General features: G+C 41.9%; 13 protein-coding genes. 5 read left to right on the forward strand and 8 right to left on the reverse strand.

The genetic code is table 11. The features are described 5' to 3' along the window. Positions 1-224 precede the first annotated feature (224 nt). Positions 225-989 carry an alpha/beta fold hydrolase gene (locus V5739_RS04055; protein ID WP_266069252.1) on the forward strand — a complete coding sequence of 255 codons (765 nt, stop codon included), beginning with the start codon at positions 225-227 and terminating at the stop codon, positions 987-989. A gap of 9 nt (positions 990-998) precedes the next feature. Continuing rightward, on the forward strand, positions 999-1601 hold the full coding sequence (yihA, locus tag V5739_RS04060) for a ribosome biogenesis GTP-binding protein YihA/YsxC (RefSeq protein ID WP_423819753.1): 603 nt from the start codon (positions 999-1001) through the stop codon (positions 1599-1601). 1312 nt (positions 1602-2913) lie between these two features. Here the strand turns inward: yihA and gldC are convergent. Together gldC and gldB are read right to left on the reverse strand one after the other, a co-directional pair. Continuing rightward, entirely contained in the window at positions 2914-3249 is a 336-nt protein-coding gene (gene gldC / locus V5739_RS04065; RefSeq protein ID WP_266069255.1) for a gliding motility protein GldC, read from the reverse strand. After that, positions 3249-4208, reverse strand: a complete 960-nt coding sequence (gldB, locus tag V5739_RS04070; protein ID WP_423819754.1) for a gliding motility lipoprotein GldB — start codon at positions 4206-4208, stop codon at positions 3249-3251. Before gldB ends, gldC begins: the two co-directional genes overlap by 1 nt. A 103-nt stretch (positions 4209-4311) precedes the next feature. On the opposite strand from gldB, the gene nadE reads away from it, so the two are divergent. Both nadE and V5739_RS04080 read left to right on the forward strand, forming a co-directional pair. Next, positions 4312-5100, forward strand: coding sequence for an NAD(+) synthase (nadE, locus tag V5739_RS04075; protein WP_423819755.1), 789 nt, complete (start codon positions 4312-4314; stop codon positions 5098-5100). Positions 5101-5239: 139 nt separating this feature from the next. Further along, complete coding sequence (locus V5739_RS04080; RefSeq protein ID WP_423819756.1) at positions 5240-5878, forward strand: response regulator transcription factor; 639 nt, start codon at positions 5240-5242, stop codon at positions 5876-5878. On the opposite strand, the gene dnaG is transcribed toward V5739_RS04080, so the two are convergent. From dnaG to V5739_RS04110, 6 genes are all read right to left on the reverse strand, one after another. Further along, a complete protein-coding gene (gene dnaG / locus V5739_RS04085) occupies positions 5871-7823 on the reverse strand; it encodes a DNA primase (RefSeq protein WP_423819757.1) in 1953 nt (650 codons plus the stop codon). The genes V5739_RS04080 and dnaG overlap by 8 nt on opposite strands. Positions 7824-7938: 115 nt before the next feature. After that, a complete protein-coding gene (locus V5739_RS04090; protein WP_423820440.1) occupies positions 7939-8118 on the reverse strand; it encodes a type II toxin-antitoxin system RelE/ParE family toxin in 180 nt (59 codons plus the stop codon). Positions 8119-8215: 97 nt separating this feature from the next. Next, positions 8216-8449, reverse strand: a complete 234-nt coding sequence (locus tag V5739_RS04095; RefSeq protein WP_423819758.1) for a hypothetical protein — start codon at positions 8447-8449, stop codon at positions 8216-8218. 169 nt (positions 8450-8618) lie between these two features. After that, complete coding sequence (locus V5739_RS04100; RefSeq protein ID WP_423819759.1) at positions 8619-9647, reverse strand: hypothetical protein; 1029 nt, start codon at positions 9645-9647, stop codon at positions 8619-8621. A gap of 64 nt (positions 9648-9711) precedes the next feature. Further along, complete coding sequence (locus V5739_RS04105) at positions 9712-10425, reverse strand: hypothetical protein (protein WP_423819760.1); 714 nt, start codon at positions 10423-10425, stop codon at positions 9712-9714. Then, positions 10406-10975 (reverse strand): RNA polymerase sigma factor, encoded by a 570-nt coding sequence (locus V5739_RS04110; RefSeq protein ID WP_423819761.1) that lies wholly within the window; start codon positions 10973-10975, stop codon positions 10406-10408. Before V5739_RS04110 ends, V5739_RS04105 begins: the two co-directional genes overlap by 20 nt. 208 nt (positions 10976-11183) lie before the next feature. Between V5739_RS04110 and V5739_RS04115 the strand changes: the two genes are divergently transcribed. After that, on the forward strand, positions 11184-12083 hold the full coding sequence (locus V5739_RS04115) for an alpha/beta hydrolase (RefSeq protein WP_423819762.1): 900 nt from the start codon (positions 11184-11186) through the stop codon (positions 12081-12083). Position 12084: the final 1 nt, after the last annotated feature.

Consider the following 12084-nt stretch of genomic DNA (forward strand, 5'->3'; position numbering starts at 1 on the left):
TTGTTGATAAATTTTCCCCTTCCGACCACTTAAGCACCTGTTAAACCAACTACTTGAAGCAGTTTTAGTTGTAAGAAGAATTTGTTAAAAAATTTTTGATTTTTTTTAGGGGTTAACCGGGAAAAATGTGAAAATTGGACCATTGAAAATTATGGCAGCTTCTGCAAAATCGATATACTTGTAGGGAAATCATTATATTTGCGAAGCTAACAGCAAAGGCATCAATGGAAAATAATCTAAGGGAAGAAGGAAAATTTAGTTATGTGGAGGAAGGTGAAGGAACACCAATTATAATTCTCCACGGTTTAATGGGAGGGTTGAGCAACTTTGAAGGTGTCCTTGATTTTTTCCCGAAACAGGGATATAAAGTTATTCTGCTGAAGTTACCCCTGTACGAATTATCCCTCTTAAAGACGAGTGTTGCAACCTTTGCCAAGTACCTGAAGGAATTTATCGATCACAAGAATTATTCTCAAGTCGTTCTTTTGGGAAATTCCCTTGGCGGGCATATCGCATTACTCTGTACCAAACTTTATCCTGAATCTATAAAAGCACTGGTAATTACCGGAAGTTCTGGCCTCTACGAGAGTGCAATGGGCGAAAGCTACCCAAAAAGGGGAGATTACGAGTACATCAGGAAAAAAGCCGAAAATGTGTTCTACGATCCAAAAGTAGCAACCAAAGAAATTGTTGATGACGTTTTTGAAACGGTAAACGACCGTAATAAACTAATCAAAACTTTGGCCATTGCCAAGAGTGCCATTCGCCATAATATGTCTAAAGACCTTCCAAAAATGCAAACTCCCACCTGCATTATTTGGGGCCGCAATGACAATGTTACTCCTCCCGAAGTCGCCGAAGATTTTCATCGCCTGCTACCCGATTCAGACCTTTACTGGATTGAAAAATGTGGCCATGCAGCCATGATGGAACATCCCGATGCCTTCAACGAGATCCTCTTTAGGTGGTTCACTACCCGAAAATACTAAAACTACCTTATGAAGATCAAATCGGCCGAATTTGTGATCAGCAATTCCGATGTTTCCAAATGCCCGGAAAGTAAGCTGCCCGAATATGCTTTTATTGGCCGCAGTAATGTTGGGAAATCTTCCCTCATCAATGCTTTAACCAATAGAAAAGATCTTGCAAAGACATCAGGCAGGCCTGGAAAAACGCAGCTTATCAACCATTTCCTGATCAACCAGAGCTGGTTTCTGGTAGATTTACCTGGTTATGGATATGCCCGCGTATCAAAAACGTCTAAAAAAACCTTTCAGAAGTTTATCACACAGTATTTTGAGAAACGCGAGCAAATGCTTTGCGCTTTTGTACTCATAGACAGTCGCCATAAACCACAGGCTATAGACATGGAGTTCATGACCTGGATGGGCGAGCACCAAATTCCCTTCTGCATCATCTTTACCAAAGCCGATAAATTAAAACCCAAAGCCCTGGAGCGCAACATTCAAAATTACCAGGAAGAAATGCTGCAGGTTTGGGAAGAAATGCCGCAATACTTCGTGACCTCCTCGGCAAACGGTCTGGGAAGCGAAGAAGTTTTGGGGTACATCCAGAACATCAACGACAATCTTCAGAAATAAGTACTCAAAAATGCCCTTTTTAAAGGGTGACTTTTCGGCCACGAATGCACGAATAATTTCTTCTGAAGAACCCGCTTACTCTGATCTACCCGACCAAAAGTGTTAGTATGTTTTTTCTGAAAAGGGTTCTGAAAATGTCATTTTTGAAAAGAATTTCAGCCACAGATGCACAGATAATTTCTTTTCTAAGACTCTTTTCTTCTGAAATATTCAACTAAACTTGTTAGACCATTTTTCCACGAAAAAGGTCCTGAAAATAGCATTTTTGGAGGGAAATTTTTCAGCCACAGATGCACAGATGATTTTTTTCACATACTCGTCCCTTCTGAATAACTCAGACAATGCTTATTAGCCTGACTTTTCCGAAAAGGTTCTGAAAATACCATTTTTGAAGGGTGACTTTTCGGCCACGAATGCACGAATGATCTCTTCTGAAGAACCCGCTTACTCTGATATACTCGACCAAATTTGCTAGTCTGGTTTTTCTAAAAAAGGTTCTGAAAATGTCATTATTGGAGGGTGACTTTTCGGCCACGAATGCACGAATAATTTCTTATGAACAACCTGCTTACTCTGATCTACCCGATCAAAAGTTTTAGTCTGTTTTTTCTGAAAAGGGTTCTGAAAATGTCATTTTTGAAGGGTGACTTTTCTGCCACGAATGCACGAATGATCTCTTCTGAAGAACCCGCTTACTCTGATATACTCGACCAAATTTGTTAGTCTGGTTTTTCTGAAAAAGGTTCTGAAAATGGCATTTTTGAAGGGTGACTTTTCTGCCACGAATGCACGAATAATTTCTTCTAAAAACCTGCTTACTCTGAAATAATCGACCAAAAGTATTAGTCTGTTTTTTCTGAAAAGGGTTCTGAAAATGTCATTTTTGAAAAGAATTTCAGCCACAGATGCACAGATAATTTCTTTTCTAAGACTCTTTTCTTCTGAAATATTCAACTAAACTTGTTAGACCATTTTTCCACGAAAAAGGTCCTGAAAATAGCATTTTTGGAGGGAAATTTTTCAGCCACAGATGCACAGATGATTTTTTTCAAATACTCGTCCCTTCTGAATAACTCAGACAATGCTTATTAGCCTGACTTTTCCGAAAAGGTTCTGAAAATACCATTTTTGAAGGGTGACTTTTCGGCCACGAATGCACGAATGATCTCTTCTGAAGAACCTGCTTACTCGGATACCCTCGACCAAAAGGGCTAACCTTTTTTTAGAAACAGGTTCAATTGAAAAATTCTGATTACTGCCTACTTGATCCCTGAAAACTGATCCCTGAAAACTGATCACTGATCACTTAAAATCACTTCTTAATCTCCATTTTTTCGGCGAAGAAATCGCAGAAGTCTTTCATGGTATCGCGCATCTTTTCATCTTGTGTAGCTCTGTAAAAGGTGTCGCTCATAGTGACCATGGTCTGGTGAAAGAACATCTTCATATCGTCAAGCGGCATATCTTTGGTCCACAGGTCGATTTTTAGCGTCTCTTTTTGTTCAGCATCCCACATAGAAAGCAGCATGGCCTTGGCCTCTTTGTTTTCTACTCCCCCATCTTCGGCACTCCAATGGAGTTCTTCGGGTACGCGGTTTTCGTCTAGAGATACTTTAATATTGATGTTTGATTTTTTTGCTATAGCCATTACTTTCGGGGTTTGTATTTTGATTTTTTGAATATTGTTTCGGCATTTGTTTCTATCATCTCTTTAACAGAAACGTCATTTTTTTCCATGAATTGTTGCACTATTTGCCAGCCTAAAAATTGTCCCAACCTGGGCGGTGCCTCAGCATCGAGCTCCAGGAAGAATTTTGAGAAAGGTGCAGGGTATAAGAATCGGGTCTGCAGATCGGAATCTGACGAATACAGCAGTTCCCGTTCTACAAAATACCTCCATATTTGGTCTTCATTCGCCTGGGCCCATGAGAATTCTTCGGGCAGGTAGGTCATTTTTTCAGCATCGGTTTTAAACGGCAATAAAATATCTTTCAGGTAGAGCATTTTTCCGTAGTAAACCATGTGCGCAAGAAAACTTCGTGAAGACGGCCCCGGCACTACGGTTTGAGCAAAAGCCCCGGCAGCATCAACAGCAATTTGATCTTTCTGCATCTCCTTTTTTATGTAATCCTGCACCCCTGTGTACAGCGGGTGATCCATCCCCAGATAAGTATCAAGCGCCACCAGCAGCAGGGAATCTGCCCACACCACCTGGTTGCGATAGTCAACATCAGAAGTGAGGGTAATTACCTTCGGAATGTTGCGCTGCGGGAAATAGTATTTTATATGCTGAAAAAGCTGCTCTAGTTCACCTTCTGTCTCCCTGAGATCGGGGAATTGTGTAGCCACGGCTTCATTGAGCTCCAGTTGTATGGTGTCTTCCATTTTTTGCACCCAAAGAATGTCGGGATACTGTCGGGGAAAAAGGAATGAAAATTCCTTTTTGAGTGCCGGAAGACTGTCAGCCGTTGCATTTGTAAAGCGCTGATCGAATCTTTTCAGTTCAAGATCAATGGGAATAGCCGCAATTTCCTTCTCCTTACTGTCGTCTTCGGCGCAAGATAAAAGGCTGGCAAACAGGCAGTAAAAAAGGACTTTTTTAAACATAGGCAAATTAAGAATGGTTTAACGCAAGCTATTTCCAGATAATTAACTGAACAACTATATTTGTTAACAAAGATATACCTCCAAAAGAAACTGACCAACACTTATGAAAACTAAACAGGTAATAGACCATATTGTAAACTGGTTAAAAGAATATGCTTCTCAGGCAAAGATGAACGGTTTTGTTGTTGGAATAAGTGGCGGGGTAGATTCGGCAGTGGTTTCTACACTTTGCGCAAAAACGGGATTGAGAACGCTGTGCGTAGAGCTTCCTATTCACCAGTCGCAAGACCAGGTGACCAGAGCACAGGAACATATTGCCAATTTGAAAAAGCAATTTGCCAATGTAACCGATGTGCAGGTAGACCTTACCCAAACCTTTGATGTATTTTCACAATCTTTACCCCAGGCAGAAGAAAGCCCAAAGTTACATCTTTCTATGGCCAACGTGCGGGCAAGACTACGCATGACCAGCCTTTATTACTTCGCAGGTTTGCACAACTACCTGGTAGCAGGAACGGGCAATAAGGTTGAAGATTTTGGCGTGGGATTCTTCACCAAATACGGTGACGGCGGCGTAGACCTATCTCCCATTGCCGATCTTATGAAAAGTGAAGTCTACGAAATTGCCAGAGAACTGGATTTGATAGACAGCATTGTGATCGCGGCACCCACCGACGGACTTTTTGGAGACAGCAGAAGCGATGAAGACCAGATTGGTGCCAGCTACGACGAACTCGAATGGGCTATGAAAGAAGCTGAAAAAGGTAAGACTGAAACCGATTTCACGGGACGCCAGCAGGAAGTTTTTCGCATCTATAAGTCCAGGCATAATGCCAATAAACACAAAATGGAACCTATCCCGGTATGCACCATTCCTCTTGACCTGAAATAATTGCAGTTTATCGAAAAAATTATTTTTCGAGTAAATAAGGCAGTAAATTTCATTCTCCCCCTGACTTTACGATTAAAACTAATAATCAGCAGATTGCGATGGGATAGCCCATGGAATTTCTTGTGCTAAAATTCGAACAATGATTAAAATTCTAATTGCAGACCACCATCCCATAACACGAATGGGGATATCTTCTCTGCTAGAGAAGGAAGGTGTATATGAAGTAGTGGGAAAAGTTACCAATGGCCGGGACCTTTTTAAGGCCTTAAAAAGCAAAACGCCCGATGTACTTATCCTGGAAATTGACCTGCCCGAAATTAACGGGATTACCGCTCTGCGGACAATAAAATCTGAAAATCCGGGTACCAAGATCCTCATCCTTAGCTGCCATCCCGAAGAAATGTATGCTTTGAACTCCATCAAGGCAGGTGCCTCTGCTTACCTCTCAAAAACGGCATCTACAGATGTGCTTCGTGAAGCAGTGCACCAGGTAGCACGAGGAGGTATTTACCTCAACAAGGAGATTAGTGAAAAGATCAACTCCGGCACTACCCGCTCCAACAACATTGTTTCCCGCTATAAAAAACTCTCAACCCGTGAGATCGAAGTACTCAACCTTCTTTCTACCGGAAAAAGGAATAAAGATATAGCCGAAGCCCTGGATATTAACGAAAAAACGGTGAGTACCTATAAGACCAGGCTGCTCAAAAAATTAAGGGTAGATAACCTGGCCGATCTTATTACCCAGGCGCGCCTGTTACAGATAAGACCTACATAACCCGGTTTAACTTACCCGAAAGTACCTTTTTGAGGGTGATATAATCCATGATATCCTGTAAGACACCCGTAGACTCTTCGGGAGGAACTTCTTTTATTGTCCGGTTAAGTTCATTTATCTTCTTATTGACCAAAAACCTTCTCAAAGAAAGGATAGTTTCATTTACAAGACGACCAATTTCCGCTTTTTTACCCTTCACAAAAATTTCCATCCTTTCCCAGTCGTGAAGCACATACTGCTCTTCATCCATTAAGATACTGGTTACTTCCGAAGCATTTTCGGGAGTGAGCTCATTTATAAAAGTATCTATAGAGAACTCCTGCTCCTCATTGTATTTCTTGATCACCAGTTGATAGATCTTCTGGAAATTTTCGTTGGCAAAAACCACCTCATCTTCCTGTAGATCAAGGAAGATCTTTTCATAAACCTTTGCCGTCATCATTTCGGGCTCCAGTGAGATTTCACCCTTGTCATCTACCTTCACCACCAGGTCTTCAAAATCTTCTTCCATCATACCGTAATGCAGCAGAAGACTAATAATGGTTCGCTCCAGCACATACAGCTCATCTACTTTCACTTGGGGCCCCGGTTCATCCCTCACCACTTCAAACTGCTTTGTCTTCTTTGGAGCTGTTTTAGCCGCTGGTTTTCCGGCCAGTTGAGCTAAAGTGGTAAACAAAACATCTTCAGAAATGTCCATGATGCGTGAAGTCTCCTGCACATAAACTTCCTGCTGAATATTATCGGGGATCTTTGAGATACTGCTCACCATATCCCGTATGAGCGAAGCTTTCTTTACCGGGTCGTTCTTAGCTTCCTCCATTAACAGGGAAGCCTTATAATTGATGAAATCCTTGGAATTTTGCTCCAGGTATAACCTTACATCTTCTTCGGAATTCTTCTTTGCAAAACTATCGGGGTCTTCCCCTTCCGGAAAAGCACACACTTTCACGTTCATGCCCTGCTCCAGGATAAGATCAATCCCCCGAATGGAAGCACGCTGCCCGGCAGCATCGCTGTCAAAAAGTACGGTGATATTCTTGGTGAGCCGGTTAATAAGCCTAATCTGCTCTGGCGTCAAAGCCGTTCCCGAAGAGGAAACCACGTTCTCAATACCCGCCTGATTAAACTGTATCACATCGGTATACCCTTCAACCAAATAGCAATTATCTTCTTTAGCAATTGCTTGTTTAGCGTGGTAAATCCCGTAAAGCACCTTACTTTTATGGTAGATCTCACTCTCGGGACTGTTAAAATATTTCGCAGCTTTCTTATCGTTTGTAAGAATTCTCCCTCCAAAACCCAGCACCCTGCCCGACATTGACTGAATGGGGAACATTACCCGACCTTTAAATCTGTCGAATTGCTTATCTTCTTTAACTATAGTTAGCCCGGTTTTCTCCAGATATTCCAGCTTATAACCTTTTCCCAGGGCTTCATTGGTAAAAGCGTTCCAATCATCAAGACAGTAACCCAATCCAAATTTTGCAATGGTTTCATCGGTGAATCCACGTTCCTCGAAATAGCTTAGGCCAATTGCCTTACCGAGTTCGGTTTTAAGCAGGTTATTCTGAAAATACTTTGCAGCAAATTCAGAAACCAGGTACATGCTTTCCCGTTCATCGGCCTGCTCCTTTTGTTCCTGGCTCTGCTCGGTCTCCTCCACCTCAATATTGTACTTCCTGGCGAGGTACTTAATGGCTTCAGGATAGGTAAAATGTTCGTGTTCCATCAGGAAAGCCACGACATTGCCTCCTTTGCCGCTGGAAAAATCTTTCCATATCTGCTTCACCGGGGAAACCATAAAGCTGGGCGTGCGTTCCTCACTAAAAGGGCTCAATCCCTTATAGTTACTACCCGATTTCTTAAGTGTCACAAAATCACCAAGCACCTCCTCTACCCGGGAAGCTTCAAAAACTTTATCTATGGTGTTTTTTGAGATCAATTTTTACTGCGGAAATTTTGGCAAATGTAAGGTAAAAACCAGAAAGGAATTTGGTTATTGAAAATGCTTGCCTGGTTCTCTTGTGGGCCTTACATAAATTCTCTTCTAATGATACTCACAACTTCAATTTAACAGGATTTTGCCGGCTGTCCCAGATTGTGAGGATGAGGATATGACTTTCAAATATTTCATAAAACATCAGGTAATTTTTAATAATATACATTCGACACTCTTTAGGGAGGTAGATTTTCCCATTGTTGGATTTTCCCTTATCTGGTAAACAGCCAATTGAAATAACCTGAAAAGCTTTTTACTATAAACTTTTGATTTGTTCCTTTGATTCCAGTATTCCAGAATTTCCCTCCTATCATCTTTGGCACGACGTGACCAGACTATTCTTTTAGCCATTCTTCAGTTTCCCGATCTACTTCTTCATTTGTAAAAGATTCTCCTCCTCTGTATTGCTCTCTTGCTTCATTTATAGCTGAAATCTGTGCTTCATTTAGAACATAATCCTTTTCAATCACCTCTCCAGTCAGCATGTTATAAAGCACTTTCAGTAACTTCACGTTCTCAACTTGCTTTATTTCTGCAATCAATTTCTCCCTTATTTCCATTTTGTTCATCTCCATCTTTTAATCTTTAAAGCAAATTTTAATTTTCTTTATTTACCCGTGAAAGCATTAATTGATATTTTAGTATATCATCTTAAATATAGCAAAAAACATGCTGTAATAGTCCAAAAAAAAGGACACCCGAAGATGTCCTTAATTAAATTATAACCGGTGGCTAATTCTAATTCACATCAAATCTAAGTCCCACAGAAACATTATGTAGATCTGTAGCCTGATCTTTAAATATTGGGTTGAGATCGTATTTCACGTACAGTGATGTTCCCCCAAAGCCCATGTAACCACTGAGTCCGTAAATAAAATCATTCGTGTTGTAATCTCCTTTAAGCTTCTCCTTTACCTTCTCGCCATCTTCTTCATACTTCAGTTTTTGGCGTTCTCCCAGGTTTATTCCGGCATACCCCCCAAGTCCTACTTTAAATTGATTTCGGGTAGAGAACCAAACACTTCTTGAAGACTCCACCTTCTTCGACGGACCAAATTCAAAGTGTACCGGAAAAACAAGGTTGTCCATCCTAAACTTCGATTTGTCTAACTTCAACGGAAATTCTTCAAGCGCAGTTACGCCTTCGTCTTCTACAAAATACCGGTTATCTGTAGGTTTCAAGCCATTAAATTGAAATGAAAATCCGTACCTAAGCCTCATAAAATTCGATTTTTCGAACACCCTTGTTCTCCATGCCATCCCAATTTCAAAGAAACGGCTGCCTCCTACTTTGAAGTCTGAATCATTGACCGACTGCCCATCACTTAAAGCATTATTAAACCCAACCGCCATAATGAGGTGTGTAGAGGTGCGGCTGTACCGGCTCTTGTCAAACCAGTTGTCATCATGCGCATCTTCTTCATCATCTGCATCTTCCCACGTCCATTCATCGGTTGTCTCTTCCCTTGTGAGCAGCGCGATTTGATTATCAATAATAGCCACCCGGTTTTGAATATTCATTGCGTGTTTACGGGCAGCTTCACTTTTAAGTTTTTCCGCTTCTTCCCAGTCAATTTCCTTTGCTTCGGCGCGACGGTTTATGGCCTCCACTTCCTTTTTAAGAGCTTCTTTCTCTTCATTGATGATCTGCTCCTTTTGTTTTTCAAGTTGTTCGATCTTTTCAGGATTTGTTTTTTCCTGCGCAACAGCAGGATTCACAACTACCGAACAAAAGATGAGGAACATTAAAAAGATATTTTTTTTCATGGTTCTGGTTTTTATAGGCTTTTTTAAAAGCCCGTTAATTGATTGATTGATGAATTATTTGAGATTAAAAATCGCGATTGGCCACTGCCGTTTTAGCTCGTGAAATGCCTTCTTTTACCACCTCAAAAACCTTTTGCCTAAAAGACTGCTCCAGCTCGTATTCTACCTGGTAAAGCAAATCTTTAGAATTTACGGTAAAGATGGTGTCAGCTTTTAATTCGGCCGTTGCCAGCAATAACAGGGCTTCTACCTCATTATCACTCACTGCAGCACGGTTTTCATTTACGGCAACTTCCACATTATCTTCGTCGGAATGGATTTTTTTTAGCGGCTTTTTTTCTTCGGTTGCTTCGGAAAAATTCCCCGAAGCTACTAAGTTTTCAGCTTCAGAAACCCTGGCTACAGGGGCCTCAAAAATGGCATTTTTGACAGGTCTTTCTGCGGAAGGTTTTTCTTTCTCTTCTTCTTTTTCGTTTTCTTCGAAAACTGCTATCTGAATCACTTCGGGTTCTGAAGTCTTTTCCTGCAGTACAGGCGGTGCAGGATTTTCCTCAACTACCTGCGGCGCTTCCGAAGTAAAAGGCGAATCAAAGAAAGTGCCCAGCACAAAAAACAAGGCTGCAACGGCTGCAACTGCGGTTATCCACAGCAGGTAAGTCGGTTTTTTTCTTCCTTGCTCCAGGCGCTGCTCCAGCTTTTCCCAGCCAGCGGCCGATGGCTGGATCTCCCGGCCCTCAAGCAGCTTTTTTACGTTATTTTCAAATCTTTCCGGTTCCATATTCTGTCTTGTTTTCCTGTTCCAGCTTTTCCTGAAGCATTTTTCGGGCTTTAAATAGCTGGGACTTAGAAGTTCCTTCTGTGATGTTCAGCATTTTTGCTATTTCATGGTGCTTATAACCTTCAACAGCATACATTAGAAACACCATTTTATAACCTTCGGGCAAACCGTCAATCACCTCCTGGATGTGCGCTGCATTGAATTCCGAAGTAAAGCAGTACGAAAAATCTACATTTTCGGGCACCTCATCTTCAGCAAACATGCTGCGTTTATCGGTACGAAGAAAAGAGATAGATTCCCGTACCATGATTTGCCGCATCCAGCCTTCAAAGCTGCCTTCATCCCTAAAATCTTTCAGGTGGGTAAACACTTTAAAAAAGCCGTTGAGCATCACTTCTTCGGCATGATGCAGGTCTTTCACGTACTGCCTGCAAATGCTTAACATCTTCGCCGAATGTTTCTCATAGATCTTTCGCTGCGCCTGCCGGTTTCCCGCGGCTGCACGTTTTATCAAAAGAGCATCATTCTTAAAGAGTTGAATTACTTTCACCTGCTTAGCTTTTCAAAAGGCCTTCTATTAACATAGACGAGTGAAAGTTACAAAAGGTTGCCTGAGGGTTTAGATTTTTTTAAAAATAAGCTGTGGCAGCTTCATTCAAATCTTCTCAAAAAGGGAAATCCGAGTTGAGATTAACAGGCCTCAGCCCAATAAAAACTGGGAAAAAACTTATCTTAGAGGCTTTTAACATCCTTACAAAATGCGCTATTTTTTAAGCTTTTGCTTCCTCTTTATTTGCTGCCTCTGCCCCGCTCAGGAACGATTTTTAGACAACATTTTTGAAGTTGAACCCGCCGTTACCGAAACTTACGCCACAAAAGATGGTGAAGCTTTGAAACTGGATATTTATACCTCAAAAAATGATACCGCCCGCTCGAGGCCTTTGATCGTTTTTATGCATGGCGGCGGATTCTCTGGCGGCTCCCGCACCCATGAAGATCTGGTAAAGTTTTCGCAACAAGCGGCCCGTAAAGGCTACGTGGCGGTGCAAATCTCTTACCGCCTCACCCGAAAAGGCCAGTCTTTTGGCTGTGATTATGAAGCTTCCGGAAAAATAGAAACCTTTCAAAAGGCCGCTGAAGATTTCATGGATGCCGTGCAATTTCTGGTAACAAACGCAAATAAATACCGCATAGACCCCGAACATATCATTGTGGGCGGCAGCAGTGCCGGTGCCGAAGCTGTGTTAAATGCGGTTTACAACCCCCAGCTCATGTTCAGCGAACCTGATAAATTTCAGGATATAGATATCGACGGGGTTTTCTCCCTGGCCGGCGCCGTTGTTGATGCCCGCTACCTTACCTCCAAAAATGCCGTCCCGGGAGTATTTTTCCACGGAACTGAAGACAACCTCGTGCCCTACGCCACCGCCCCGCATCATCTCTGCGAACCAGGTGCGCCTGGTTACCTGATGCTGGACGGCTCTAAAACCATCGTTCAAAAACTGAAAGAGCTTGACACCTCCTACCTGTTGTACAGCTTTGAAGGCGGTAAACATGAGCATTCGGGGATGCCCTTTAACGAGCTGGACAACGTTTTTGATTTCTTTCAGCGGGTGTTTCTCAACAACGAACAGCTACAAATGGAAGTTTGGCGCTAAC

Source organism: Salinimicrobium sp. TIG7-5_MAKvit (assembly GCF_049569215.1).
GTDB classification, from domain to species: domain Bacteria; phylum Bacteroidota; class Bacteroidia; order Flavobacteriales; family Flavobacteriaceae; genus Salinimicrobium; species Salinimicrobium profundisediminis.